Source organism: Streptococcus mitis, from assembly GCF_047460035.1.
Classification (GTDB): Bacteria; Bacillota; Bacilli; order Lactobacillales; family Streptococcaceae; genus Streptococcus; species Streptococcus mitis_DW.
Window position 1 is genome coordinate 146425 of record NZ_JASHHB010000004.1, and the last position, 26698, is coordinate 173122.

Consider the following 26698-nt stretch of genomic DNA (forward strand, 5'->3'; position numbering starts at 1 on the left):
TATCACTTTTAATAGTAACCGTTTTCGGTTAAAAAAGCAAGTCTTTTATGTTAAAAAAGAGGAAAAACTGTCAAACGTTTGTCACAAAATAAATGCAGGAAACCAATCAAATTTTCACGGAAATATGAAAGATAATGAAATAAAAACCTTTTAAACTAAGATTTCAAACTTATTTTTTCAAGTAACGCCTGATAAAACAGTCAAAAACAATCAATCTAAAGCGTGCCCACTAAGTGGATAGAACATTTTTTCTGCAAAACGCTTGACATATTTCTAAAACATGATAAAATAATAGTCGTAAGGGCGAATAAAATCGCTTTCAAACAATAACAAAATTCTATAATAAGGAGATTTTTGCTATGGATTATAGTAAAGTTGCTGCCGAGGTCATTGAGGCTGTCGGTAAGGATAATCTTGTAGCTGCAGCACACTGTGCAACTCGTCTTCGTTTGGTATTGAAAGACGAATCAAAAGTGAATCAAGCAGCTCTAGATAATAATGCGGATGTCAAGGGAACTTTTAGCACTAATGGACAATATCAAATTATCATTGGTCCTGGTGATGTTAACTTCGTGTATGCGGAAATCATCAAGAAAACTGGTTTAAAAGAAGTTTCGACAGATGATTTGAAAGAGATTGCTAATAAAGACAAAAAGTTCAATCCATTGATGGACTTGATTAAACTTTTGTCAGACATCTTTGTTCCTATTATCCCTGCCTTAGTTGCAGGTGGTCTCTTGATGGCTTTACGTAACTTCTTGACATCACCAGATTTGTTTGGACCTCAATCAATTGAAGATATGTATCCTGCAATCAAAGGCTTCTCAGCTATGATTCAATTGATGTCTGCTGCTCCATTTATGTTCCTCCCTGTTTTGGTTGGTATTTCAGCAGCCAAGCGCTTTGGAGCAAACCAATTCCTTGGTGCGGCAATTGGTATGATTATGACCACTCCAGATTTGGGTGGCAAAGAAGCCTTCTGGGACATCTTAGGTTTCCATGTTACACAAACAAACTATGCTTATCAAGTTATTCCAGTCCTTGTTGCAATCTGGTTGTTAGCAAATTTGGAAAAATTCTTCCACAAGAAATTGCCATCTGCAGTTGACTTCACTTTCACACCGCTTTTATCAGTGATGCTTACAGGCTTCCTTACCTTTACAGTTATCGGTCCTGTTATGTTGGTTGTGTCTGATGCGATTACAAATGCGATTGTATGGTTGTACAACACAACAGGTGCCTTTGGTATGGGTCTATTTGGTGGAACTTACTCACTAATCGTTATGACAGGTCTTCACCAATCATTCCCAGCAATCGAAACACAATTGTTGTCTGCTTACAATAATAACGGTACTGGATTTGGAGACTACATCTTTGTTGTTGCTTCAATGGCAAACGTAGCACAAGGTGCGGCTACTCTTGCAATCTACTTCTTGACAAAAAATGCTAAAACAAAAGGATTGTCAAGTTCGGCTGCTGTTTCTGCCTTCCTTGGTATTACAGAACCTGCTCTCTTTGGGGTAAACTTGAAATACAAATTCCCATTCTTCTGCGCCCTTGCTGGTTCAGCAATTGGTGCCTTCGTAGCAGGTTTAACTCACGTTATTGCAGTTTCATTGGGAGCGGCTGGATTTATTGGATTCCTTTCTATTAAGGCTGCTTCAATCCCTATGTATATAGTTGCGGAAATTATGTCCTTTGTTGCCGCCTTTGCTTTCACTTATTTCTACGGGAAAACAAAAGCAGCTAGTGTCTTTGCTGATGAAGCAGCCACAGCAACTGCAGAAACAGTTACTGAACCTACAGTAGAAGCACCAGTAGTGGAAGAGACTGATACTCTTCAAAATGAAACACTTGTAACTCCTATCGTCGGTGATGTTGTCGCTCTTGCTGATGTCAATGACCCAGTATTCTCAAGTGGAGCTATGGGACAAGGTATCGCTGTGAAACCTAGTCAAGGTGTGGTCTATGCACCAGCTGATGCTGAAGTTTCAATCGCATTTCCAACTGGACACGCTTTTGGTTTGAAAACAACTGATGGTGCTGAAGTTTTGATCCACGTTGGTATCGACACTGTAACAATGAACGGTGACGGTTTTGAAGCAAAAGTTGCTCAAGGTGACAAGGTCAAAGCTGGCGATGTTCTTGGAACATTTGACTCAAACAAAATCGCTGCAGCTGGCCTTGATGATACAACAATGGTTATCGTTACAAATACAGCTGACTACGCTTCAGTAGCTCCAGTCGCAACAGGTTCAGTTGCGAAGGGTGATGCTGTTATCGAAGTGAAAATCTAATCAATCCTCTCTAAAGTGAAAACGAACAAATGACATGTTTGTTCGTTTTTGCTTGAATGGTAAGATTTACAGAGGAAAATCTAAAAAATAGAGAAATTTAGACTTTCGAAATATGCTATAATAAAGAAAATAAAAACAAGAGGTTTATCATGACAAAATTATATGGAAGCTTGGAAGCGGGCGGTACAAAGTTTGTCTGTGCTGTCGGTGATGAGAACTTTAACGTTGTAGAAAAAACACAATTTCCAACAACAACTCCAATCGAAACAATCGATAAAACCATCGAGTTCTTCTCAAAATTCGATAATCTTGCTGGTCTTGCAGTTGGTTCATTTGGTCCGATTGATATTGACAAAAACTCAAAAACTTATGGCTTTATCACAACGACTCCAAAACCAAACTGGGCAAATGTGGACTTGCTTGGTGCCCTTCGCCGCGCCCTCAACGTGCCAATGTACTTCACTACAGACGTAAACAGCTCTGCTTATGGTGAAGTGGTTGCCCGTAACAATGCTGGTGGCCGTATCGAAAACTTGGTTTACTACACAATTGGTACAGGTATTGGAGCTGGTGTTATCCAACGTGGGGAGTTTATCGGTGGTGTTGGTCACCCTGAAATGGGTCACTATTATGTGGCTAGACACCCAATGGATATTGAAAAAGAATTTAAAGGAGTTTGTCCTTTCCATAAGGGATGTTTGGAAGGCTTTGCGGCTGGTCCAAGTCTAGAAGCTCGTACAGGTATTCGTGGTGAAAATATTGAACTTAACAGCTCTGTCTGGGATGTTCAAGCCTACTACATCGCTCAAGCTGCGGTCAATGCTACAGTGACTTTCCGTCCGGATGTGATTGTCTTTGGTGGTGGAGTTATGGCTCAACAACACATGCTGGACCGTGTCCGTGAGAAATTTACAGCTCTTCTCAATGGTTACCTACCAGTACCAGATGTGCGTGATTACATTGTAACGCCAGCAGTCGCAGGAAATGGTTCTGCCACACTTGGAAACTTTGTTCTTGCAAAAGAAGTTTCAAAATAAAACACAAAATCCGCTTGGGAAACCAAACGGATTTTTTTATGCGTCAAAGCATTTGCCAGAAAAAGTCGATAATATAGGTTAGACCGTAGGTATAAACCACGAGGGTAAAGGGTTTGGTCAGAATGATGATAGTCATATAGCGCTTGAAACTCATCTTGGTCAGGGCAGCTAGCATACAGAGAAAGTCAGCCGGACTAATCGGCCAAATCATCATAAAGATAAAGAAACGGTCAAAACGATTGCCCTTATCCAACCAGCCGATATACTTGTCATAGGTGCGCTTGCTGACGACAGACTGGACAAAGGCAGCCCCATAGAGGCGCACCAGATAAAAGATAATGGCACAGCCAATCACGATGCCGATATAGTTGTAGATAGTCCCGATGATGTGCCCGTAGATAAAGACCCCAGCCACCGAGGTCAAGGCCCCAGGAATGATAGGGACGACCGTCTGTAAAATCTGTAAAAAGATAAAGAGAGGTGGCCCCCAGATGCCTGCCTGCTGGATAAAGGCAGAGAGGGTTTCCTTGGACTGTAACACTCCTGCCTGATAAGCCCAAATACAGAAAATCAAACTTCCAACCCCACCGACAATCGATGAGATATTGATAATTTGCTGTAAAAGGGGAGAAACAGCTTTCATTTGTTTATCCTGTGACATGTAAACTCCTCATAGATAGTATAATTCTACTATACCATATTTTGGAGGAGAAAGGGGGAATGAGTGTTTTTGTGAGGGTGAAGCTCAAGAATTTAAATCTAATTTTATTCCTTTTTTAAAATTTAAGAATAGGTTTCATGATATAATGTGTATAAGTAAATTCATATTGGAGAATTAAAATGAAATCAACAATAGAGAAAATTAATAAATTTCGGGATGATCGTGATTGGAGAAAATTTCACAATGAAAAAGATTTAGCTATTTCTATCTTGCTGGAATCTAGTGAACTTCTAGAGTTGTTCCAATGGAAGCAGCCTGAAGAAGTTACAACAAATTCTCTTGAAAGAATTAAAGAAGAACTAGCGGATGTGCTAATATATTCAATGATGTTAGCTGATAATTTACAACTGGATATAGAACAGATTATTGAAGAAAAATTAGAAAAAAATAAAGCGAAATATCCTGTTAAATTAAGTAAGGGGAATAATAAAAAATATACTGAATTATAGTGTTGAGTAACTGATATGAGTAAAATATTGAAACCAGTAATTGAAGAAGTAAAATATGAAAGTGGTTCATTAGACACTTTACAGGAAACTTTAAAAATCAGTTTTCGTGATGAAAACAAGATGCTATTGTTTGAGTATCCGACTATATATATTGTAAATGATAAAAATTCTGATGGATATAGTGTTTATGTAGGTGAAACAACAGATATTGTACGTCGTACAAATCAACATTTAGGTGAAATTAGAGAAGATTGGACTAAATTTTCAAAATCAAATACTACTAAAATGTTTGTTATAGGTCATCATCACTTTAATAAGTCTTTGACACTAGATATTGAGAATAGACTAATGTTGTATTTATTAAGTGTTGATAATGTTTCAAATGTTCAAAACAGACGAGGGAATCCTCAAAATAAATATTATACTTCTGATGAGCTTGATGAGATTTTTACCAAAATTTGGAGTTCGTTAAATAAGAAAAATAAGTATTTATTTCCAGCAGAAAGTATTGTTAGAAATTCTGCAATTTTTAAATCTTCCCCATTTCATAAATTAACCAATGAGCAATTAAAAGCGAAAAATGAAATCATTTTTAAAATTACATCAGCGCTTAGTAAGAACGAGTTTGGAACTTTAATCTTGGTTAAAGGAGAAGCTGGTGCTGGTAAAACTGTTTTGATGAGTTCTTTAATCGATGATCTATTAAATTCTGATGACACGGATTTCCTAAGAGAAAATAATGCAATTAATTTGGTTGTTAATCATGATGATCAATTGAGTGTCTATAAAGAAATAGAGAAAAAGCTTGAATGGAAGAGTGGTTCAACTCTTGATGTTGCTATGAAACCAACTCAGTTTTTAAACGCACTAAAAAAGCAAGATGCTAATGCTGGTATAGTTGTTATTGACGAAGGACACTTACTTTTGACTGCAAAAAATCAAGCTTATCAAGGCGGTAATCATTTAAAGGATATAATATCAAAATCGAAAGTAGTAGTTTTAGTGTACGATGATAATCAAATAATGAGTAAATCTCAAATATGGGTAGATGATTCATTTTTGACTTTACAGCATCAAGCGAGGCTGTCTGGCAATTTAATTGAATTAAATAATCAAATGCGTATAAAAGCTAGTGAATCAACAATTAGTTGGATTAGAAATATTATTGATAAAAGAGAAATTACCAAATTAAAAGAAGATAATAACTATGATATCCAGATATTTAATTCTCCCAAGGAATTTCAGGATGCTATTAAATTAAAAGATGAGAATCGTCATTTAGGGATTTCTAGGTTAATAGCAACTTATGATTGGGAATATAGTAGTCAATCTAAACCTGAATCTAAAGATTATTGGTGTGTGGAAATAGATGACTGGTCTTGTCCTTGGAATAGAGAATTGAGTAGGGATAGGAAAAACTCTAAACTTTCTTGGATTGAACAACCACAAACTATTGGTGAAGTAGGATCCACTTTTACTGTGCAAGGTTTTGATTTGAATTATGCTGGAGTCATTATTGGTCCATCGGTTAAATATAGAGATGGTAAAATTAAGTTTGATATCTCTGCTAGTAAAAATAAAGGAGCAGTTCAAAATAGGAAACTCGAAAATGGTGAAATGAAAAATTTTGGTGAAGATCTTTTAAAAAATGAATTAAATGTTTTACTTACAAGAGGAGTAAATGGACTCTATATCTATGCAGTAGATGAAGAACTTCAAGCGGCTTTAAAAAAGGCAATTTTATAAGATTATAAGATAGGAATAGATATTTATAAATCCAAATATGGTATAATCTCAAATATGAATAATAACAACCAACGTGCCCTTTGCCAACAACTCTGGGCTAGAAACAAATACCTTGTCTTGAGCCATTCTAGCAATATTTACAATGAGATTCGCCAATACTTGAAGAATGAAGAGGTGGAGGTGAGTCATGTTCAGGAACTGATCGACCGTGCCTGTCAAATCCCTGAGCATAGAGGTCAAGTCTGCAATACTTTTCAGCATATTTGGGGCTATTTTAAAAAGAAAGCGACAGATGCTGAGCGCAAGGACTATATGCTCTTGCTGGATCGCTACCGCTTTGGTCAGGCTTCCAAGGAAGACTTGATTGCTAAGACTCGAGAGTTGCTTTATCACTATCCGAATACCTACTTGCAACATTCGACTTTACTGAAAGGAGACCCCCATGAGACTTTGGCATGAGGCTTTGATTTCACAACTTCCCCGGCCTCAACTTTTGGGGCAACATCGAGAGTGTTGCGCCCTGCGTGGCAATGGTTGGGGCAGAAAGCATGCGACGGTGGACTATGTCTTTACCCACTCGCCCTATCGTCTCTATGCCTATCATCGCTTGATCATGGAGGAGATGGCTAACCGTGGCTACAATGTCAGTTCAGAGTGGTTGGACAAGAACTACCGAGGTAAGACCTGCCCTCCTTATCAATACTTAGCAGAGGAAAAGCTGAAAAGTCCTATCTATAGTGAGCACGATGCTGCCTACTATAAGGAGTGTCTGGCAAATCTTCGAGAGAAGGGGATAGAGCTGGAATAATAGTAAGGATTGCCTTCAATTTATAACTCTTCTCGTAATTTTTTCGAATAATAAAGATGAGACCTTTAGAGTTTTTCTAAGGTCTTCTTTTTATGAGTGTCCAGATTTACTTTTAATAACTTTTGAGTTATAATTTAATTATAAAGAGGTTGCTTGGTGCATACGATTTACTTCTATAAGGACAAAAATGGAAACGAGCCAGTTTTGGATTATATGAGAGAATTGGCTAGTCAGAAAAGTAAGGATAGTCGCATCCAACTCAATAAACTAAATGACTATATCGAGTTGCTTAGTCAGCATGGAACGAGAGCTGGTGAACCCTATATCAAACATTTGGAAGATGAGATTTGGGAACTAAGACCTCTAAGAGATCGAATTTTATTTGTAGCGTGGCTTGATGGGAGTTTTGTCCTTTTACATCATTTTGTTAAAAAGACTCAGAAAACTCCTAGGAGAGAGATTGAAAAAGCCAAGCGTGAACTGAAAGACTTAAAAGAAAGAGGGGGAAGTGATGAAGAATAGTGCTATTGGAAGTAATTGGAAGGATGTCCGATCTGAACTCTTTACCAAGGAGGAAATTCTTGAAAGTTATATGCGAGTGGCTATTATGAGTGAGCTGATTGAGGCTAGGCATGAGCAAGGAATCAGTCAGAAAAAGCTAGAAGAACTTAGTGGAGTAAGCCAGCCTGTCATAGCTAGGATGGAAACAGGAAAGACAAGTCCTCAGTTGGACACAGTCTTAAAAGTCCTAGCCAGTTTAGGAAAGACACTAGCAGTCGTCCCACTTGAACAGAGAAAGAGTTGATAGGGATGAAATTACTTGGTTGGCTAAAATCATCCACTGGATAATTTTACCTCCCGTCCGCACTTTTCAGGGAAATATCAGAATTACAAAAGAAAACTAACCTATAGTCTTTTCTAATAGCAAGTCATAGTCACTTATAAGAATTACTAATAACACGTCTGACCAGTCTAACTAAAATACAGCGATAAAACAAGCTACAAAAAGGATTTGAGGCATTTACCTCAGGTCTTTTTCTTTTGTCTCAAACAGAGATATAGTTTCAAACTATATCAAAGCCTAATTTTTTACAATTATACAGACGCATTCTTTTCTGTTAAGATAGTTTCAACAACAAATTTTGGAGGACACATCATGTCAACTACAATCATCGGTTTCCCTCGTTTGGGCGAATTCCGCGAATTAAAATTTACAACTGAAAAATACTTTAGAAAAGAAATCTCAGAAGAAGAACTTTTGGCAGCGGCAAAAGACTTGCGTGCTAAACACTGGAACATCGTCAAAGAAAAAGGTATCACTGAAATTCCATCAAATGACTTTTCTCACTATGACAACTTCCTAGATGCAGCTTTCCTTTTCAACGTGGTACCTGCTTCAGTTCAAAACTTGGACTTGTCTGACCTTGAGCGCTACTTCGCTTTGGGTCGTGGTTACCAAGGAGAAAAAGGGGACGTTCGCGCCCTTCCGATGAAGAAATGGTTTAACACTAACTACCACTACATCGTTCCTAAATTTGAAAAAGACACTCAAGTAAAATTGGCTGGTCACAAAATCTTCGATGAGTTCCAAGAAGCCAAAGAACTTGGATTGAACACTCGCCCAGTTCTTGTAGGTCCATTTACTTTCCTTCAATTGTCAGACTTTGAAGAAGGCGTGAAAGCAGAAGATTTCGTAGATAGTTTAGTGGCTGCTTACCAAGATGTTTTTGCTAAATTGGCTGAACTTGGTGCAACTCGTATCCAACTCGATGAAGCGGCTCTTGTAAAAGACTTGACAGCCGAAGAAAAAGCTCTCTTCTTGAATCTTTACAACAAACTTTTGGCTGACAAAAAAGGTCTTGAAGTCTTGCTTCAAACTTACTTCGGTGATGTTCGTGACGTCTACGCTGACCTTGTGAAATTGCCAGTAGATGCCATCGGTTTGGACTTCGTTGAAGGTAAGAAAACTCTTGAACTCGTTAAAGGTGGTTTCCCAGCTGACAAGACTCTTTATGCAGGTATTGTCAATGGTAAAAACATCTGGCGTAACAACTACGAAAAGAGCTTGGCTGTTCTTGAACAAATTCCAGCTGAAAACATTGTCTTGACAAGCTCATGCTCACTTCTTCATGTGCCATTTACAACTGCTAATGAAGAATTTGAACCAGCAATCTTGAACCACTTTGCCTTTGCAGTTGAAAAACTGGATGAGATTCGTGATTTGGATGCTATCCGCAAAGGTCAAGGTGAAGAAGCACTTGCAGCTAACAAAGAACTCTTTGCGACTGAGCGTGTTGGTGAAAATGCGGAACTTCGTGCGCGTATCGCTGGTTTGACAGACGCAGACTACACTCGTTTACCAGCCTTTGCAGAACGTGAAGCTATCCAAGAAGAAGCTTTCAAACTTCCAGCTCTTCCAACAACAACTATCGGTTCATTCCCTCAAACTAAAGAAGTTCGTGCTAAACGTTTGGCTTACCGTAAAGGTGAATTGTCTCAAGAAGAGTACGATGCTTTCCTTGCTGAAACGATCGACGAATGGATCAAATGGCAAGAAGATATCGACTTTGATGTCCTTGTTCACGGTGAATTTGAGCGTAACGACATGGTTGAGTACTTCGGTCAAAACTTGTCAGGTTACCTCTTCTCTAAAAATGGTTGGGTACAATCATACGGTATGCGTGGGGTGAAACCACCAATCATCTGGGGTGATGTAACTCGTCTTAACCCTATCACTGTTAAATGGTCTAGCTATGCACAAAGCCGTACAAACAAACCTGTTAAAGGGATGTTGACTGGACCAGTAACTATTCTCAACTGGTCATTCCCACGTGAAGACATCTCTATCAAGGATTCTACTCTTCAAATCGCCCTTGCAATCAAGGATGAAGTGCTTGACCTTGAAGCTGCTGGTGTGAAAATCATCCAAATCGATGAGGCTGCTCTTCGTGAAAAATTGCCACTCCGTCGTAGCGACTGGTACGAAGACTACCTTGACTGGGCAATTCCTGCCTTCCGCTTGGTACACTCAACAGTAGCGCCAGATACTCAAATCCACACTCACATGTGTTACTCAGAATTTACAGATATCATCCCAGCTATCGACAACATGGATGCAGACGTTATCTCATTTGAGGCTAGCCGTTCAAACCTTGAAATCTTGGACGAACTCAAAGCGAAAAACTTCCAAACAGAAGTGGGACCTGGGGTTTACGATATCCACTCACCTCGTGTGCCAAATGAAGGCGAAATCGACCACACAATCGAAGCCATCCTTGCTAAAGTGCCAAGCAAGAAAGTTTGGATCAACCCTGACTGTGGTTTGAAAACACGTGGTATTCCAGAAACAAAAGAAAGCTTGATTCGCCTTGTTGAAGCAGCTAAAGCTGCGCGTGAGAAATTGTAAGATAGGATTTCCCAAGAAGCGCTGTTTGGCAATCTGCCTGTTTCACTTGGGTTCTAAGAGTCCAGCTAAGGAAAAAAATCAACTAGAAAAGGATAAGGACTATGTCACGCCAAACACCGTCACTCTCATTTGAAGTGTTTCCTCCAAACCCAGCAGTAGGCAACGATAAGATTATTGCAGCTCTTCAAAATATGCAGGAGTTGGCCCCTCACTTTATCAGTGTAACTGCCAGCAATAATAAATTTAATATCAAGGAAACAACTGTTCGTTTGGCTGACTTTATCCAAAATGACTTGGCGATTCCGACTATTGCTCACTTGCCAGCCATCTATTTGACCAAGGACAAGGTGGCTGAAACCATTGCTGACTTGGATCAGGTTGGGGTGCAGAAAATTTTGGCTCTTCGTGGGGATATTATTCCAGATGTGGAGCCACAAAAGGATTTCCGATATGCAACGGACTTGATCAAGTTCATCAAGGAACAAGCCCCTCACTTTGATATTGTCGGAGCTTGCTACCCAGAAGGGCATCCAGATTCACCAAATCAGATTTCAGATATCCAAAATCTCAAGAAGAAAGTAGATGCAGGCTGTTCGAGTCTTGTAACTCAGCTTTTCTTTGACAATGAGCGCTTCTATGATTTCCAAGACAAGTGCATCTTGGCTGGGATTGATGTTCCTATTCATGCAGGGATTATGCCAATTCTAAATCGAAATCAAGCTCTCCGCCTCTTGAAGACTTGTGAGAATATCCATCTTCCACGCAAATTTAAAGCCATCTTAGACAAGTATGAGCATGACCCTGAGTCGCTCAGAGCAGCAGGACTTGCCTATGCAGTGGACCAAATCGTGGACTTGGTAACTCAGGATGTTGCCGGTGTGCATCTCTACACTATGAACAATGCGGATACAGCAAAATACATCCACCAAGCAACTCATGCTTTGTTTAATCACCAGTCTCTAGGATAATAAAAAGCAAACCATTCTTCTCAGTTGAGGGGAATGGTTCCTTTTTAATGGTAAAGGCCGCACTTTTTAAGAAAAATATGATAAAATAGACTCTGTACGTACTTGATACAAAGATGAGGGTATTAAAAAAATAATGCATTTAAACTGAGAGTCTTAGATGTTTTAGCATCAAGACTTTCTGATGACTAACGGTAGGAAAGAGCGACACGAACGAGTCAAATCGATGTTATTTGACGAGAGAGTTAGTAAAGCATTTAGCTAATCGCCTGATAGCGATTAACGTGAAAGGATTAGATGCTTTAGCATCAAACCTTTCTAATGATTTGTATCTTGAGAATTGAACACGCCTACAACTCTATGGAAAAAGATAAATCTGCCTAGGAGCAGTTGCTCCGTCGTTCGATTTCCTATTTTCCTTTGAGTTGCTTGACGGCTTAGTATCTTGATTTTTGTAGGCAAGGCGTATAATTTCATCAATCCAAAGGGGATTAAAATGACAAAACAAGTGTTTCAAACGACTTTTGCGGGTCGTGAGTTAATTGTAGAGACTGGTCAGGTTGCTAAGCAAGCAAATGGCTCTGTTGTCGTGCGTTACGGTGAGTCAACTGTCTTGACTGCTGCCGTTATGTCTAAGAAAATGGCAACTGGGGATTTCTTCCCCCTTCAAGTCAACTATGAAGAAAAAATGTATGCGGCTGGGAAGTTTCCTGGTGGCTTTATGAAACGTGAAGGACGTCCTTCAACAGATGCGACATTGACAGCGCGTTTGATTGACCGTCCAATCCGACCAATGTTTGCGGAAGGTTTCCGTAATGAAGTACAAGTCATCAACACCGTGCTTTCTTATGATGAAAATGCATCTGCACCAATGGCAGCTATGTTTGGTTCATCCTTGGCATTGTCTATCTCAGATATTCCATTTGACGGACCAATCGCTGGGGTACAGGTTGGCTATGTAGATGGTCAAATCATTATCAACCCTACGCAAGAACAAGCAGAGCAATCTCTCCTTGAATTGACAGTAGCTGGTACCAAACACGCCATCAACATGGTAGAGTCTGGTGCCAAAGAATTGTCAGAAGAAATCATGTTGGAAGCGCTCCTTAAAGGGCACGAAGCGGTCAAAGAATTGATTGCCTTCCAAGAAGAAATCGTTGCTGCTGTCGGTAAGGAAAAAGCAGAAGTGGAATTGCTTCATGTGGATGCTGAATTGCAGGCAGAAATCATCTCAGCCTACAACAGCGACCTCCAAAAAGCGGTTCAAGTAGAAGAAAAATTGGCTCGTGAAGCTGCAACTCAAGCAGTGAAAGATCAAGTGACTGCCGTTTACGAAGAAAAATATGCGGACCATGAAGAATTTGACCGTATCATGCGTGATGTGGCTGAAATCTTGGAACAGATGGAACACGCTGAAGTACGCCGTTTGATTACAGAAGACAAGGTACGTCCTGATGGTCGTAAAGTCGATGAAATTCGTCCTTTGGATGCGGTTGTTGACTTCCTTCCTCGTGTGCACGGCTCTGGTCTCTTTACTCGTGGCCAAACTCAGGCTCTTTCAGTCTTGACCTTGGCTCCGATGGGAGAAACTCAAATCATTGATGGTTTGGATCCAGAGTACAAGAAACGCTTTATGCACCACTATAACTTCCCTCAATATTCTGTAGGGGAAACTGGTCGTTACGGTGCGCCAGGTCGTCGTGAAATCGGTCACGGTGCTCTGGGTGAGCGTGCTCTTGCTCAAGTCTTGCCAAGTTTGGAAGAATTCCCATATGCTATCCGCTTGGTAGCAGAAGTCTTGGAATCAAATGGTTCTTCATCTCAAGCTTCTATCTGTGCGGGAACGCTTGCCCTTATGGCTGGTGGTGTGCCAATCAAGTCGCCAGTAGCAGGGATTGCCATGGGTCTCATCTCAGATGGAAACAACTATACAGTCTTGACAGATATCCAAGGTTTGGAAGACCACTTTGGAGATATGGACTTTAAGGTTGCAGGTACTCGTGACGGGATTACAGCCCTTCAAATGGATATCAAGATTCAAGGGATTACTGCAGAAATCTTGACAGAGGCTCTTGCCCAAGCCAAGAAAGCTCGTTTTGAAATCCTTGATGTGATTGAAGCAACCATTCCAGAAGTTCGTCCAGAATTGGCTCCAACTGCTCCGAAAATCGATACCATCAAGATTGATGTGGACAAGATCAAGATTGTCATCGGTAAGGGTGGAGAAACCATCGACAAGATTATCGCTGAAACAGGCGTTAAAATTGATATCGATGAAGAAGGAAATGTGTCTATCTACTCTAGTGACCAAGATGCCATTAACCGTGCCAAAGAAATTATTGCTGGTTTGGTTCGTGAAGCTAAGGTGGACGAAGTCTACCATGCTAAGGTTGTTCGTATTGAGAAATTTGGTGCCTTTGTCAACCTCTTTGACAAGACAGACGCCCTCGTTCACATTTCGGAAATGGCTTGGACGCGTACCAATAATGTCGAAGACTTGGTAGCAATCGGGGATGAAGTTGATGTTAAGGTTATCAAGATTGATGAAAAAGGACGTGTGGATGCTTCTATGAAAGCTCTTCTTCCTCGTCCTCCAAAACCTGAACGTGATGAAAAAGGCGAAAAGTCTGAGCGACCTCACCGCCCACGTCATCACAAGGGCCACAAACCTAAGAAAGAATTTACAGAAACACCAAAAGATTCAGAATAAGAAAAGGAGAAATGTATGGGATGGTGGCGCGAAACCATTGATATCGTAAAAGAAAATGATCCAGCGGCCCGCACCACTTTGGAGGTTTTGCTGACTTATCCAGGTGTCAAGGCCTTGGCGGCCCACCGTCTTTCGCATTTTTTCTGGAAGCATGGCTTCAAACTACTGGCTCGTATGCACAGTCAGTTTTGGCGCTTCTGGACTCAGATTGAGATTCATCCGGGTGCTCAGATTGATTCAGGTGTCTTTATCGACCACGGTTCTGGTCTGGTGATTGGGGAAACAGCGATTGTTGAAAAAGGCGTTATGCTTTACCACGGAGTAACTCTTGGTGGAACTGGTAAGGATGTTGGCAAACGCCATCCGACCGTTCGTCAGGGTGCCCTTATATCAGCCCATGCCCAAGTCATTGGTCCTGTAGAAATTGGTGCAAATGCCAAGGTCGGTGCTGCAGCAGTTGTCGTAGCAGATGTACCTAGTGATGTGACGGTTGTCGGTATTCCGGCCAAGATTGTCCGAGTTCATGGACAGAAGGATGAACCGACTATCCACGAAGTTGAAGAAAAACGAGAGTACTACGTCAATAAACTCGAGCAGGCTAAAGAAGCCAGTCACAGATCGTCTGGGTTGTAGAGGATGGCTATATGATTCAAGCAAGAAACAAGTTAAGCCAAGAGGAGCTATCTGAGGCGAAAAAACTAATTAACTGTTGCCAAAACTATGACGGTACCTATCGTGATCCTTATCTATCTAACATGCTTAATTTTGACCCAAACATGCCCGCCTTTTTCCTTTATTATGAAAAAGGCGAACTTGTTGGTTTATTAACTGTCTATGCAGATGACCAAGATGTGGAAGTGACGATACTGGTTCATCCAGATCATCGCCGTCAGGGAATTGCGCGTGCATTGTTTACTAGTTTTGAGAGAGAAACAGCTTCTTTTCCGATTCATTCAGTCACTTTTCAGACAGAGCGTGTTTTTCTAGACCGCCATCCTGATTTTGTTAGCAACTGGGGATTGGTCGAGGATGAAGAGACAGAAACTTGGTTAGGTAAGGATAGAAAACCTTATCCGTTAGCAAATGTTTCCAATCTTGAAGTTTTGTTAGCAGATAGTTCGTATCAGGATCAAATTAGTCAATTAAAATTTCAGGCATTCTCAGAGGAACATGAATCTAGAGAAGTTGTGGATAGATATGTTGCTGAAGCTCTGAAAGATCCAGAAAGCCGCCTGTATATTTTATTAAAAGACGGTCAGGTTATTGGAACTTGCACGGTTGATTTATCGAGCGATACGAATTACTTCTACGGTTTAGCAATATCAGAACCTGAACGTGGGAAAGGCTATGGGAGCTACTTAGCAAAATTCCTTGTCAACCAACTAATTGAGCAAAATGATAAGAAATTTCAGATTGCAGTAGAAGATAGCAATGTAGGTGCCAAACGTTTGTATGAAAAAATTGGCTTTGTCAAACAGACTCAGGTGGTTTATCTGAATGAGAAAGGAGCAAGGGATTCCGAAGTGTAGAGACATTCGGACTGAAATTCAATTGAACTCTCAGTGATGAAATTAACTGTTCTTGGATTTTGGCTTTCCTGACTATTATTTTATGATTAAAATCTATGACACTATGTATCGTGATTTGCGAGAATTTGTCCCGATTGAGGACGGCAAAGTAAAGATGTATGTTTGTGGGCCAACGGTGTACAACTATATCCACGTGGGAAATGCTCGTTCAACGGTGGCTTTTGATACCATTCGTCGCTATTTTGAGTATCGTGGTTATGAGGTTGCCTATATTTCCAATTTTACAGATGTGGATGATAAGATTATCAATCGCGCCAAGGAAGAAGGTATCACGCCTCAGGAGGTTGCGGACAAGTACATCGCTGCCTTTCGTGAGGATGTGACGGCCTTGGGCGTCAAACCTGCGACCCGCCATCCGCGTGTGGTGGAGTTTATGGCTGACATCATCCGCTTTGTGGAAGATTTGATTGAAAAAGGCTTTGCCTACGAGAGTCAAGGAGATGTCTATTTCCGTGTGGAAAAATCCCACAACTATGCTAAATTAGCAAATAAAACCTTGGAAGATTTGGAGCTAGGTGCTTCAGGTCGAACCGATGAAGAAACGGCTCGTAAGGAAAATCCTGTAGACTTTGCCCTCTGGAAATCTGCCAAATCAGGCGAGATTTCTTGGGACAGTCCTTGGGGACCTGGTCGCCCGGGCTGGCACATCGAGTGTTCAGTCATGTCGACAGAGATTTTGGGCGACACCATTGATATTCACGGTGGTGGAGCTGACCTAGAGTTTCCTCACCATACCAATGAAATTGCCCAGTCAGAAGCCAAAACAGGCAAGACCTTTGCCAACTACTGGATGCACAATGGCTTTGTCAATATCGATAATGTCAAGATGTCCAAGTCCTTGGGTAACTTTATCACAGTGCACGATGCCCTTAAAAACCTCGATGGGCAAGTGCTTCGTTTCTTCTTTGCGACTCAACACTACCGCAAGCCTATCAACTTTACGGAAAAGGCAGTGCGGGATGCGGAGACCAATCTCAAGTATATGAAGAACACTTATGAGCAACCATTTACTGGAACTGTAGATGCTCAAGAGTTACAAGCCTTTAAAGATAAGTTTGTAGCAGCTATGGATGAAGATTTTAACGCTGCCAACGGTATCACAGTTGTTTTTGAAATGGCCAAGTGGATTAATTCTGGCAACTATGATGAAAGTGTTAAGGAAGCTCTTGCGGCTATGTTAGAGGTCTTTGGAATTGTCTTTATTGAGGAAGTTTTGGATGCAGAGATTGAAGACTTGATCCAAAAGCGCCAAGAAGCGCGTGCTAATCGTGACTTTGCGACAGCGGACCAGATCCGTGACCAATTAGCTGCTCAAGGGATTAAGCTCCTTGACACCAAAGATGGAGTGAGGTGGACACGTGATTGATGTCAATCTCATTAATGGGATTGCGTTAGCTTTTGAGGGGGACGCGGTGTATTCTATGTATATTCGTCGTCACCTCATTTTAAAAGGTATGACCAAACCCAATAAACTCCATCAAGAAGCGACCAAGTATGTCTCAGCCAAAGCTCAGGCTCGCCTGATTTCCCTTATGTTAGAGGAGCAAGTCCTGACGGAAAAAGAAGAAGAAATCTACAAACGTGGTCGCAATACCAATAGTCACACAAAGGCTAAAAATGCCGATGTGGTGACCTACCGTATGTCCACAGGTTTTGAAGCAGTCATGGGTTATCTCCATATGACTGAAAATCTGGAACGTCTTGAGAGCTTGATTTCGTGGTGCATCCAAAAAGTGGAGGGCTAGGACATGATGGCAAAAGAATTACAAGAATGGTTTCCTGAAGCTCAGATTTCAGACCAACCAGTAGAGAAAGAGGGTTATCTCACTCTTCCTTTAGCTTCTCAACAGTGGATTTTGCTGGAGGAAGCTGGGCTCAGCGAGCGTGAAAAGCAGTTGATTTCACTTTTGACCCAGCAGGAGCAGGCTCGTTCGCTCAATCCTTGGTATTCTTTTTTGATTGAGGGGAAGGGACAGACACCACAAACTTTTAAAAAGATTCAGTTGGCCTATTGTCATCTTTCCTATTTTCAGCAGGAAAATCTAGCTTCTTGGCTGGATATGATGCGGACTCTATTTCCTAACTGTCAGACAGTGCTTCAGGTCGGAGCTCAGGATTATGTTTTCGTGCTTCAGCAAGATAAATACACCTCTGTACGAGCTATTTTAAGTGATACGATTGAAGCGGTAGAGTATGACTTTGGACTTCGTCTGTCTATCATGTTGGGCCAGGTTTGGTCTCAGACGAGAAATCAAGCCCTATCAGACTTAATCAAAGCTGAGCGCGAGTTGTTCAAGACTTGGTGGCGTCAGGGTCACCAAGGTGTTCATACTTTTTCTCAGCTCTATCTTTGGAGTATGGGAGAAAGACTTGTGGACTTGAAGGCAATCAAGGAATGCTTGCACCAGATGATCTTGGATCAAGACCAGATTCAGGAAATCATTCTCTCCCTTTGGGAAAATAGTGCTGTCCTAACAAAAACAGCCCAGCAACTCTATCTGCACCGCAATTCTCTCCAATACAAGATTGATAAATGGGAAGAGTTGACAGGGCTTCAATTGAAGGAATTGACTGACCTGACCTTGTGCTATCAGTTGATTTTACCAGATATTCTCTAAAGTTTTGTGCAAGTTGCACAGAACTTTTTTATTTTTTTGGTCATCTTGCCATAGAAATGTAAAGCGTTTTCATCTATAATAAAACTATCAAAAGACAAAAGGAGTTCACCTCATGGTAGAATTGAATCTTAAAAACATTTACAAAAAATATCCAAACAGCGAACACTATTCAGTTGAAGACTTCAACTTGGACATCAAAGACAAAGAGTTTATCGTTTTCGTAGGTCCTTCAGGATGTGGTAAATCAACAACTCTTCGTATGATTGCTGGTCTTGAAGACATCACAGAAGGTACTGCATCTATCGATGGCGTGGTTGTCAACGACGTTGCTCCAAAAGACCGTGACATCGCCATGGTATTCCAAAACTATGCTCTTTACCCACACATGACTGTTTATGACAACATGGCTTTCGGTTTGAAATTGCGTAAATACAGCAAAGAAGACATCGACAAACGTGTGCAAGAAGCAGCAGCAATCCTTGGTTTGAAAGAATTCTTGGATCGTAAACCAGCTGACCTTTCAGGTGGTCAACGTCAACGTGTTGCCATGGGTCGTGCTATCGTCCGTGATGCAAAAGTATTCTTGATGGACGAACCTTTGTCAAACTTGGATGCCAAACTTCGTGTATCAATGCGTGCTGAAATCGCTAAAATCCACCGTCGTATCGGAGCTACAACTATCTACGTAACTCACGACCAAACGGAAGCGATGACACTTGCAGACCGTATCGTTATCATGTCAGCAACTAAGAACCCTGCTGGTACAGGTACTATCGGACGTGTAGAACAAATCGGTACTCCTCAAGAAGTATACAAAAACCCAGTTAACAAATTCGTAGCAGGATTCATCGGAAGCCCAGCTATGAACTTCATCAACGTGAAATTGGTTGGTAGCGAAATTGTTTCTGACGGTTTCCGTTTGAAAGTTCCAGAAGGAGCATTGAAAGTTCTTCGTGAAAAAGGCTACGAAGGTAAAGAATTGATCTTCGGTATCCGTCCAGAAGACGTGAATGCAGAACCTGCTTTCCTTGAAACATTCCCAGAATCAGTTGTCAAAGCTACTATCTCTGTATCAGAATTGCTTGGTTCAGAATCTCACCTTTACTGCCAAGTTGGTAAAGATGAATTTGTTGCCAAAGTTGACGCTCGTGACTACTTGCAAACAGGTGCAACAGTTGAACTTGGATTTGACTTGAACAAAGCACACTTCTTCGATGTAGAAACTGAAAAAACAGTTTACTAAGATAAATAAAACTCAAAACACTGCTAGAAATCTGGCAGTGTTTTTTGAGATTGCGTAGAAAAACTCCTGGGAAATTCGAGGAGAGTATGAGTGGTTATTTAAACTTGAATCCTTCGTAAATAAGCTCTGTTTTTGGATTTTGTTTCTTAATCTGTTTGGCAAGTGACTTCATCATAGAAAGAGGACCACACATATAGACGCTCGCATGTTCGGGTACTTCTTTTTGTTCAAAATTAAGATAGGCGTCTTTCCTACTGTCTACTAGATGGAGTTCAAAATTAGGATTTTTCTGAGCATAGTCATGGAGCAAATCTATATAAACTGCATTTTCCTCTCCACGGAAGCTATAGTAGAAGTGAACCCGTTTATCTAAAATAGGATGTTCACGGATGTAAGAGATGAAGGGGGTAATCCCAATACCTCCAGCAATCCAAACCTGATTTTCTCGTCCTTCTTCTATAATCATGTGCCCGTAAGCTCTGTCAACGGTTACTTTGCTACCGACTTGAAGATTGTCATAGATATTCTTGGTAGGGTCACCTGAATTTTTGACGGTAAAGTAAAGGGTTTGACCATGACCTCCTGAGATAGAAAAGGGATGCGGAGCACTTTCAAAGCCTTCTTGGAAAATCTTTAGGAAGGCAAATTGTCCTGATTGATAGTCGAAAGGTCTGCTGAGATGGATTTGAATTTCTCTAGTATCGTGATTTAATCGTTTGAGATTGGTAATTTTCCCTAGATAGGGGAAGCCAATCTTTTGATAAAGGAAGATGATATAAAAACCAGCCAGTAAACCTAAAAGGGCATAGTTACCAACAAGAAAACTTAGAAGATTAAATGTAAGGAGACGATTGCCCATCATCATGTAGACGTGAAAGAGTCCGAAAATGTAGGCTAGATAAACCAGACGGTGAATCCATCTCCAAGCTTCGTATTGGATGTATTTGCCTAAATAGGCGACAAGGATGATACTGACAAAATATAGATGGCAAGGTTGCCAAACTGAGCAGCTAAACGAGAGCCCCACAAACCGCCCATACTAAAGTTATGAAAGATTAGTAGGATGATGGAGAGAAAGGCTGTGAATTTGTGGACAGTGTAGAGCTTCTCCAAACCGTGAAACCAGCTTTCTAGTAGTGGGAGACGAGTGGCTAAGACAAAAGTTAGAGATAAGCTTGTTAAAGCTAGTCCTGGAATCATGAATTGGGGAGAAGTGTTCATCCAAGTCAAAATAGTCAAGACAAAACTAGCTATGATAAAGAGTATTCCTTTGAGTGATTTCATAGAAAATTCCATTTCATTAAGATTTGATTTGTTGTAAACGAATTTGTTACATTTTATCATAGAAAAAGTATGGTGTCAAATTGAGGTCTATAAATATCTACTCTCATCAAAAAACTCTCCAATTGAACTGGAGAGTGGCTGTTTATACTCAATGAAAATCAAAGAGCAAACTAGGAAGCTAGCCGCAGGCTGTACTGGAGTACGGCAAGGTGAAGCTGACGTGGTTTGAATTTGATTTTCGAAGAGTATTATTCTGCAGCTTGTTGCCAACGTTTTGCTAGCATATGAGACAGGCTAGAAATGGCTAGGTTAAAGCTGAAGTAGATGAGGGCAATCAGGATGTAAAGACTGAAGACCTGCTCTGGTTCGAAATAACGGCCCATGAGAATTTGGCTGGCTCCAAAGAGCTCTTGTAGGGCGATAACAGAGTAGAGAAGACTGGTATCCTTAATCACGGTTACAAACTGAGAAATGATGGCTGGCAGCATTTTACGAATAGCTTGTGGGAGAATGATGTGATAGAGGATTTGGGCTGAGGTAAATCCTTGCGACATTCCTGCTTCATACTGTCCCTTGTCCACTGCATTGAGACCGCCTCGGATGATCTCAGCTAGGGCAGCTGATGTAAAGAGAGTGAAGGCTGTAATACCTGCTGGTGTGGATTTCATTTTGAACACCAAAAAGATAGTGAAAATCCAGAGGAGGTTAGGAACGTTACGCACAAACTCGATATAAATGCTGGAGATAATGCGTAAGACAGGATTTTTCCCATTTCTCATGACGGCTAGCACCGTTCCGATAAGTGTAGAGAGGACGATGGCAATCAGAGAAATGTAGAGGGTCAAGCCAAATCCTTTAAAGATAAAGACTAGGTTATCTGGGGTCAAAACTTCTAAAATGGATTCCATAGTAACCTCCTAAAGTGAATAGGCTTTTTTGTTGGCTTGCTCCATCTTGCGACCAAACTGGGCAACAGGGAAGCATAGAGAAAAGTAGAGCAGGGCAGCACCTAGAAAGGCTGGGATATAGTTTCCGTTAAGAGCTGACCAGGACTTGGTCACAAACATCAAGTCCACTCCAGAAATGATAGCGACTGTCGAGGTATTCTTAATGAGGTTAACGATTTGGTTGGTCAAAGGAGGGAGAATGATACGAAAGGCCTGAGGCAAGATAATCAAGCGCATGGCACTGATATAGGTAAAACCTTGCGACAAGGCGGCCTCCATCTGACCGCTAGGAATAGACTGAATACCTGAGCGAATAACCTCAGCAATATAGGCGCCGTGATAGAGACCCACGCAGAGAACAGCTGTCCAATAAATCGGAATCATGATGATATGGTCACTGATAAGAGGTAGGCCATAAAAAACGATAACAAACTGCACCAAGAGGGGAGTGTTTTGGTAAAACTCGACAAAGATACGAGCAAAAATTCTCAATATTGGACGTTTGCTGGTTGACATGGCTCCAAAGAAGATGCCTAAGACCATGGCTAGGATAAAGGATCCGATTGCTAGGGCAAGAGTAAAGAGGAAACCATTGAAAAATTGTCCAAAATCCTGAAAATAGGCTGTCCAAGATGATAAATCTGTCATGGGGTGTCCTCCTTAATCTGCAGTATGGCTAGATGGTTTGAGCTTATAACGGTCATAAAGTTTTTGCAAACTGCCATCCTTGCTCCATTTAGTAACCAAGTTATCGAGATAGTCGTTGAGCTCGGTATTTGATTTCTTGGTAACGATACCGTAGTCAGATGGCTTGAAACTATCATCTAGTAGTTCTGTCCGCTTACTGATGTAGCCAGATAGGATAGAACGGTCAACGGAAAAGGCATCAATTCGATGAGCATGAAGGGAAGTAATCAATTCTGGGTAGGAACCAAGTTCGACGAATTTAAAGGTTAGACCTTTCTTTTTACCCAATTCAGTAATCAGGCGTTGGGTAATGGAACCTTGAGCAACTCCGATGGTTTTTCCGTTTAAGTCCTCAATGCTTTTGATTTTGGCAGACTTATTGACCAAAAAGCCAGAAGCATCTGTGTAGTAAGGGCTGGTGAAGTTATAGAGTTTTTTGCGTTCGTCTGTGATGGTAAAGGTCGCGATATCCATATCGACCTGTTCATTGTCTAGAAGGGGTCCGCGAGTTTGTGCTGTAACCGGCACATAGCGAATCTTGACCTTGAGTTCATCAGCTACCATCTTGGCCAGGTCAGTTTCGATACCAGAATAGGTCCCTTTCTTGGGATCCTTGTAACCGAAATTGGGAACGTCTTGTTTGACACCAACAACCAGCTCGCCTCTCTTTTGAATGTCTGCGACACTGGTATCAGCCTGGACTGGTTTTGCAGCAGCAAGGCTGAAAAGGCTAATCAATAATGCGGATAAAAAGAATTTCTTTTTCATAGGCGCCTCCTTATTTGACTTTGTCACTTTCGTGGTTGATGATTTTGCTGAGAAATTGTTGGGCACGAGGTTCCCTTGGATTGTCGAAAAAGTCATCAACATCTGTCGTATCTACCAAAACTTCTCCGTCAGCCATAAAGATGATGCGGTCAGCAACTTCACGGGCAAAGCCCATTTCATGGGTCACGACAATCATATTCATACCATCATGGGCCAATTTTTGCATAACTGCTAGAACATCGCCGATGGTTTCAGGGTCAAGAGCAGATGTTGGCTCATCAAAGAGGAGGAGTTCAGGATGCATAGCGAGTCCACGTGCGATGGCAATCCGTTGTTTTTGTCCACCAGAAAGCATGGCTGGATAAGAATCTTTCTTGTCCCACATATTTACAAATTCCAGATATTTTTGGGCTGTCTTTTCAGCTTCTTTTTTATCAATTCCTAAAACTTTTATGGGTGCTAGTGTTACGTTTTCTAACACTGTTTTATGCGGATAGAGGTTAAAATGCTGGAAAACCATACCGACTTCCTTACGAAGAGGCACCAAATCTTTCTGGCTGGCACCAGCAACTTGGTGACCATTTACTAAAAGACTTCCTTTGTCTACAGCCTCCAAACCATTGATGGTGCGGATAAGAGTGGACTTACCAGAACCAGATGGTCCGAGTAGGACAACGACTTGCCCTTTTTCAAAACGGAGATTGATGTCGCGGAGTGCGTGGTAGTCTCCGTAATATTTTTCGACGTGTTCAAATTCTACTAAAGCCATAAGGAATCTCCTTTGTGTTAGATTTTATAACATGATTCTACACCAAAAAATTTGTCTTGTCAAATCATATCTGAAAAAATTCACTAAAATTTTATAAAAAAGCAATCTGGATAGAGAAAAAGCCTAAATCATGTTATAATGAAGCGATAGAATTCTTAGAAAGAGTGGATGTCTTTTTGATAACACCTACTTATGAATGGCAGTTTGCCCCGCAGGTTGAAGATGCGGATTTTACAAAGATAGCCAAGAAGGCTGGACTGGGTCCTGAGGTGGCTCGGTTATTATTTGAAAGAGGGATTCAGGACGAAGAGAGTCTGAAGAAGTTTTTGGAACCTTCCTTGGAGGACTTGCACGACCCTTATTTACTCCATGATATGGACAAGGCAGTAGAACGGATTCGTCAGGCCATTGAAGAAGGGGAAAATATCCTCGTTTACGGTGATTATGATGCGGATGGTATGACTTCGGCTTCTATTGTTAAGGAAAGTTTGGAACAGCTTGGCGCCGAATGCCGTGTTTACTTACCTAATCGTTTTACTGATGGCTATGGACCTAATGCCAGTGTTTATAAATACTTTATCGAGCAAGAAGGAATTTCCTTGATTGTGACGGTGGATAATGGGGTTGCTGGTCACGAAGCCATTGAATTGGCCCAGTCTATGGGAGTGGATGTCATTGTGACTGACCACCATTCCATGCCTGAAACCCTGCCTGATGCCTATGCCATCGTTCACCCTGAACATCCAGATGCGGACTATCCTTTTAAATATTTGGCTGGTTGTGGAGTGGCCTTCAAGCTGGCTTGTGCCCTTTTAGAAGAAGTGCAAGTGGAACTACTGGATTTGGTTGCTATTGGTACCATTGCGGATATGGTGAGTTTGACAGATGAGAATCGTATCTTGGTTCAGTATGGTCTGGAAATGTTGGGACATACTCAGCGCATTGGTTTACAAGAAATGCTGGATATGGCTGGGATTGCCGCCAACGAAGTAACAGAAGAAACGGTTGGTTTCCAGATTGCCCCTCGTTTGAATGCCTTGGGCCGCTTGGATGATCCCAATCCTGCCATTGATTTGCTGACTGGATTTGACGACGAGGAAGCTCACGAGATTGCCCTTATGATTCATCAGAAAAACGAAGAGCGCAAGGAAATCGTCCAGTCTATCTATGAAGAAGCTAAGACCATGGTGGACCCTGAGAAGAAGGTCCAAGTCTTGGCCAAGGAAGGCTGGAATCCTGGGGTTCTAGGAATCGTCGCTGGTCGTTTGTTGGAAGAATTAGGGCAGACAGTCATCGTTCTCAATATAGAGAACGGTCGTGCCAAGGGCAGTGCTCGTAGTGTGGAAGCGGTCGATATTTTTGAGGCTCTGGATCCTCATCGAGACCTCTTCATCGCCTTTGGCGGTCATGCTGGCGCAGCTGGGATGACGCTGGAAGTGGAGAAACTTTCAGATTTATCTCAAGTCTTGGAAGATTATGTTCGTGAAAAAGGGGCAGATGCTGCTGGCAAGAACAAGTTAAATCTAGATGAAGAGCTGGATTTGGAGACACTTAGCTTGGAAACGGTCAAAAGTTTTGAACGTTTGGCACCTTTTGGCATGGACAATCAGAAACCTGTCTTTTATATAAAGGATTTTCAGGTCGAAAGTGCCCGTACTATGGGGGCAGGCAATGCTCATCTCAAGTTAAAAATTACCAAGGGTGAGGCTAGTTTTGAAGTGGTGGCCTTTGGACAAGGTAGATGGGCAACAGAATTTGCTCAAACCAAGAATCTAGAGCTGGCAGTCAAATTGTCTGTCAACCAATGGAATGGTCAAACTGCCTTGCAGTTGATGATGGTGGATGCGCGTGTCGAGGGTGTTCAACTTTTTAACATCCGTGGGAAGAATGCAGTCTTGCCAGAAGGAGTTCCAGTCTTGGATTTTGCTGGAGAACTGCCAAATCTGGCGGATAGTGAAGCTGTTATCTTAAAAACCGTTCCTGAGGATATTACTCTGTTGAAGACCATTTTTCAGGAACAGAATTTCTCTGCTGTCTATTTCAAAAATGATATTGACAAGGCCTACTATCTGACAGGGTATGGGACTAGAGAGCAGTTTGCCAAATTGTACAAGACAATCTATCAGTTTCCAGAGTTTGATATTCGCTACAAACTGAAAGATTTGGCTACTTATCTTAATATTCAACAAATCTTGCTAGTCAAGATGATTCAAGTATTTGAAGAGCTAGGCTTTGTGACGATCAAAGATGGGGTCATGACAGTGAATAAAGAGGCGCCAAAGCGGGAAATCGGAGAAAGTCAGATTTACCAAAATCTCAAACAAACTGTTAAAGATCAAGAAATGATGGCTCTTGGAACAGTTCAGGAAATCTATGATTTCTTAATGGAAAAAAGTGGCTCTTTGTCAACTGTAGTGGGTTGAAGAAAAGCTAAGATCTAGAAAGGACGAAATTCGTCCTTTCTTTTTTGATGTTGATAGCGATAAAAATCCTTTTTTTGAAGTTTTCAAAGTTCCGAAAACCAAATGCATTTCGTTTGATAAGTTTGATGAGATTATTAGTAGCTTCCAATTTGGCGTTGGAGTAGGGTAGTTGAAGGGCGTTGATAATCTTTTCTTTGTCCTTTAGGAAGGTTTTAAAGACAGTCTGAAAAA

At 41.2% G+C, this 26698-nt stretch carries 24 protein-coding genes and 1 pseudogene; 18 read left to right on the forward strand and 7 right to left on the reverse strand.

All coding sequences use genetic code 11. The features are described from left to right. Positions 1–359 precede the first annotated feature (359 nt). Both QM956_RS05020 and scrK read left to right on the forward strand, forming a co-directional pair. On the forward strand, positions 360–2297 hold the full coding sequence (locus tag QM956_RS05020) for a sucrose-specific PTS transporter subunit IIBC (protein ID WP_247953280.1): 1938 nt from the start codon (positions 360–362) through the stop codon (positions 2295–2297). A gap of 149 nt (positions 2298–2446) precedes the next feature. After that, the gene (gene scrK / locus QM956_RS05025; RefSeq protein WP_261020368.1) at positions 2447–3334 is read left to right on the forward strand and encodes a fructokinase ScrK; all 888 of its coding nucleotides are present in this window, start codon (positions 2447–2449) and stop codon (positions 3332–3334) included. A 43-nt stretch (positions 3335–3377) separates the two neighbouring features. Here the strand turns inward: scrK and QM956_RS05030 are convergent, their stop codons facing one another. After that, positions 3378–3995: a TVP38/TMEM64 family protein gene (locus QM956_RS05030; protein ID WP_201058365.1), complete on the reverse strand. Its 618-nt coding sequence runs from the start codon at positions 3993–3995 to the stop codon at positions 3378–3380. 179 nt (positions 3996–4174) lie between these two features. On the opposite strand from QM956_RS05030, the gene QM956_RS05035 reads away from it, so the two are divergent. From QM956_RS05035 to QM956_RS05105, 15 genes are all read left to right on the forward strand, one after another. Beyond that, entirely contained in the window at positions 4175–4504 is a 330-nt protein-coding gene (locus tag QM956_RS05035; RefSeq protein ID WP_000843086.1) for a MazG-like family protein, read from the forward strand. A gap of 15 nt (positions 4505–4519) precedes the next feature. Next, positions 4520–6250 (forward strand): DNA/RNA helicase domain-containing protein, encoded by a 1731-nt coding sequence (locus QM956_RS05040; RefSeq protein WP_414302284.1) that lies wholly within the window; start codon positions 4520–4522, stop codon positions 6248–6250. A gap of 54 nt (positions 6251–6304) precedes the next feature. Next, the gene (locus tag QM956_RS05045; RefSeq protein WP_261020372.1) at positions 6305–6709 is read left to right on the forward strand and encodes a YbgA family protein; all 405 of its coding nucleotides are present in this window, start codon (positions 6305–6307) and stop codon (positions 6707–6709) included. Beyond that, positions 6693–7058, forward strand: coding sequence for a TIGR02328 family protein (locus QM956_RS05050; RefSeq protein ID WP_261020373.1), 366 nt, complete (start codon positions 6693–6695; stop codon positions 7056–7058). Before QM956_RS05045 ends, QM956_RS05050 begins: the two co-directional genes overlap by 17 nt. Before the next feature lie 156 nt (positions 7059–7214). Further along, positions 7215–7580 carry a type II toxin-antitoxin system RelE/ParE family toxin gene (locus QM956_RS05055; RefSeq protein ID WP_261020374.1) on the forward strand — a complete coding sequence of 122 codons (366 nt, stop codon included), beginning with the start codon at positions 7215–7217 and terminating at the stop codon, positions 7578–7580. Continuing rightward, the gene (locus QM956_RS05060; protein ID WP_261020375.1) at positions 7570–7863 is read left to right on the forward strand and encodes a helix-turn-helix domain-containing protein; all 294 of its coding nucleotides are present in this window, start codon (positions 7570–7572) and stop codon (positions 7861–7863) included. Before QM956_RS05055 ends, QM956_RS05060 begins: the two co-directional genes overlap by 11 nt. Positions 7864–8214: 351 nt before the next feature. After that, the gene (gene metE / locus QM956_RS05065) at positions 8215–10464 is read left to right on the forward strand and encodes a 5-methyltetrahydropteroyltriglutamate--homocysteine S-methyltransferase (RefSeq protein ID WP_261020376.1); all 2250 of its coding nucleotides are present in this window, start codon (positions 8215–8217) and stop codon (positions 10462–10464) included. A 101-nt stretch (positions 10465–10565) separates the two neighbouring features. Then, positions 10566–11432, forward strand: a complete 867-nt coding sequence (gene metF / locus QM956_RS05070; RefSeq protein WP_261020377.1) for a methylenetetrahydrofolate reductase [NAD(P)H] — start codon at positions 10566–10568, stop codon at positions 11430–11432. Between the two features lie 493 nt (positions 11433–11925). Continuing rightward, complete coding sequence (pnp, locus tag QM956_RS05075; protein ID WP_414302285.1) at positions 11926–14139, forward strand: polyribonucleotide nucleotidyltransferase; 2214 nt, start codon at positions 11926–11928, stop codon at positions 14137–14139. Between the two features lie 15 nt (positions 14140–14154). Then, complete coding sequence (cysE, locus tag QM956_RS05080) at positions 14155–14772, forward strand: serine O-acetyltransferase (protein ID WP_261020379.1); 618 nt, start codon at positions 14155–14157, stop codon at positions 14770–14772. An 11-nt stretch (positions 14773–14783) separates the two neighbouring features. Further along, positions 14784–15668 carry a GNAT family N-acetyltransferase gene (locus tag QM956_RS05085; RefSeq protein WP_261020380.1) on the forward strand — a complete coding sequence of 295 codons (885 nt, stop codon included), beginning with the start codon at positions 14784–14786 and terminating at the stop codon, positions 15666–15668. Positions 15669–15750: 82 nt separating this feature from the next. After that, on the forward strand, positions 15751–17094 hold the full coding sequence (gene cysS, locus QM956_RS05090; protein ID WP_414302286.1) for a cysteine--tRNA ligase: 1344 nt from the start codon (positions 15751–15753) through the stop codon (positions 17092–17094). Further along, complete coding sequence (locus QM956_RS05095) at positions 17087–17473, forward strand: Mini-ribonuclease 3 (RefSeq protein WP_000567927.1); 387 nt, start codon at positions 17087–17089, stop codon at positions 17471–17473. The genes cysS and QM956_RS05095 overlap by 8 nt, the downstream gene beginning before the upstream one ends. 3 nt (positions 17474–17476) lie before the next feature. Beyond that, positions 17477–18346 (forward strand): PucR family transcriptional regulator, encoded by an 870-nt coding sequence (locus QM956_RS05100; RefSeq protein ID WP_261020382.1) that lies wholly within the window; start codon positions 17477–17479, stop codon positions 18344–18346. Between the two features lie 112 nt (positions 18347–18458). Continuing rightward, on the forward strand, positions 18459–19589 hold the full coding sequence (locus QM956_RS05105; protein ID WP_000229945.1) for an ABC transporter ATP-binding protein: 1131 nt from the start codon (positions 18459–18461) through the stop codon (positions 19587–19589). Positions 19590–19683: 94 nt separating this feature from the next. Here QM956_RS05105 and QM956_RS05110 read toward each other — a convergent pair. The 5 genes and pseudogenes from QM956_RS05110 to QM956_RS05130 form a co-directional block, all read right to left on the reverse strand. Then, a pseudogene (locus QM956_RS05110) lies at positions 19684–20873 on the reverse strand (ferredoxin reductase family protein). A gap of 248 nt (positions 20874–21121) precedes the next feature. Next, positions 21122–21781, reverse strand: coding sequence for an amino acid ABC transporter permease (locus tag QM956_RS05115; RefSeq protein ID WP_000443889.1), 660 nt, complete (start codon positions 21779–21781; stop codon positions 21122–21124). Positions 21782–21790: 9 nt separating this feature from the next. Continuing rightward, positions 21791–22468 (reverse strand): amino acid ABC transporter permease, encoded by a 678-nt coding sequence (locus QM956_RS05120; RefSeq protein WP_150922215.1) that lies wholly within the window; start codon positions 22466–22468, stop codon positions 21791–21793. A 12-nt stretch (positions 22469–22480) separates the two neighbouring features. Continuing rightward, entirely contained in the window at positions 22481–23275 is a 795-nt protein-coding gene (locus tag QM956_RS05125; RefSeq protein WP_150922216.1) for a transporter substrate-binding domain-containing protein, read from the reverse strand. 10 nt (positions 23276–23285) lie between these two features. Further along, entirely contained in the window at positions 23286–24044 is a 759-nt protein-coding gene (locus QM956_RS05130; protein ID WP_173249933.1) for an amino acid ABC transporter ATP-binding protein, read from the reverse strand. Between the two features lie 176 nt (positions 24045–24220). Here QM956_RS05130 and recJ point away from each other — a divergent pair, with 176 nt between their 5' ends. Further along, a complete protein-coding gene (recJ, locus tag QM956_RS05135) occupies positions 24221–26467 on the forward strand; it encodes a single-stranded-DNA-specific exonuclease RecJ (protein ID WP_414302287.1) in 2247 nt (748 codons plus the stop codon). 7 nt (positions 26468–26474) lie between these two features. Here the strand turns inward: recJ and QM956_RS05140 are convergent. Continuing rightward, a partial coding sequence (locus tag QM956_RS05140; RefSeq protein ID WP_414302288.1) for a transposase occupies positions 26475–26698 on the reverse strand: 224 nt, incomplete at its 5' end.

Excerpts from the sequence above, each read along its gene's own strand:
- metE (WP_261020376.1), top strand. The coding sequence starts at position 8,215 with ATGTCAACTACAATCATCGGTTTCCCTCGTTTGGGCGAATTCCGCGAA.
- QM956_RS05130 (WP_173249933.1), bottom strand. The coding sequence starts at position 24,044 with ATGGCTTTAGTAGAATTTGAACACGTCGAAAAATATTACGGAGACTAC.
- QM956_RS05040 (WP_414302284.1), top strand. The coding sequence starts at position 4,520 with ATGAGTAAAATATTGAAACCAGTAATTGAAGAAGTAAAATATGAAAGT.
- QM956_RS05125 (WP_150922216.1), bottom strand. The coding sequence starts at position 23,275 with ATGAAAAAGAAATTCTTTTTATCCGCATTATTGATTAGCCTTTTCAGC.
- cysE (WP_261020379.1), top strand. The coding sequence starts at position 14,155 with ATGGGATGGTGGCGCGAAACCATTGATATCGTAAAAGAAAATGATCCA.
- QM956_RS05120 (WP_150922215.1), bottom strand. The coding sequence starts at position 22,468 with ATGACAGATTTATCATCTTGGACAGCCTATTTTCAGGATTTTGGACAA.
- QM956_RS05045 (WP_261020372.1), top strand. The coding sequence starts at position 6,305 with ATGAATAATAACAACCAACGTGCCCTTTGCCAACAACTCTGGGCTAGA.
- QM956_RS05030 (WP_201058365.1), bottom strand. The coding sequence starts at position 3,995 with ATGTCACAGGATAAACAAATGAAAGCTGTTTCTCCCCTTTTACAGCAA.
- QM956_RS05060 (WP_261020375.1), top strand. The coding sequence starts at position 7,570 with ATGAAGAATAGTGCTATTGGAAGTAATTGGAAGGATGTCCGATCTGAA.
- QM956_RS05050 (WP_261020373.1), top strand. The coding sequence starts at position 6,693 with ATGAGACTTTGGCATGAGGCTTTGATTTCACAACTTCCCCGGCCTCAA.
- pnp (WP_414302285.1), top strand. The coding sequence starts at position 11,926 with ATGACAAAACAAGTGTTTCAAACGACTTTTGCGGGTCGTGAGTTAATT.
- QM956_RS05085 (WP_261020380.1), top strand. The coding sequence starts at position 14,784 with ATGATTCAAGCAAGAAACAAGTTAAGCCAAGAGGAGCTATCTGAGGCG.
- QM956_RS05105 (WP_000229945.1), top strand. The coding sequence starts at position 18,459 with ATGGTAGAATTGAATCTTAAAAACATTTACAAAAAATATCCAAACAGC.
- cysS (WP_414302286.1), top strand. The coding sequence starts at position 15,751 with ATGATTAAAATCTATGACACTATGTATCGTGATTTGCGAGAATTTGTC.
- QM956_RS05115 (WP_000443889.1), bottom strand. The coding sequence starts at position 21,781 with ATGGAATCCATTTTAGAAGTTTTGACCCCAGATAACCTAGTCTTTATC.
- QM956_RS05020 (WP_247953280.1), top strand. The coding sequence starts at position 360 with ATGGATTATAGTAAAGTTGCTGCCGAGGTCATTGAGGCTGTCGGTAAG.
- metF (WP_261020377.1), top strand. The coding sequence starts at position 10,566 with ATGTCACGCCAAACACCGTCACTCTCATTTGAAGTGTTTCCTCCAAAC.
- QM956_RS05100 (WP_261020382.1), top strand. The coding sequence starts at position 17,477 with ATGATGGCAAAAGAATTACAAGAATGGTTTCCTGAAGCTCAGATTTCA.
- QM956_RS05035 (WP_000843086.1), top strand. The coding sequence starts at position 4,175 with ATGAAATCAACAATAGAGAAAATTAATAAATTTCGGGATGATCGTGAT.
- scrK (WP_261020368.1), top strand. The coding sequence starts at position 2,447 with ATGACAAAATTATATGGAAGCTTGGAAGCGGGCGGTACAAAGTTTGTC.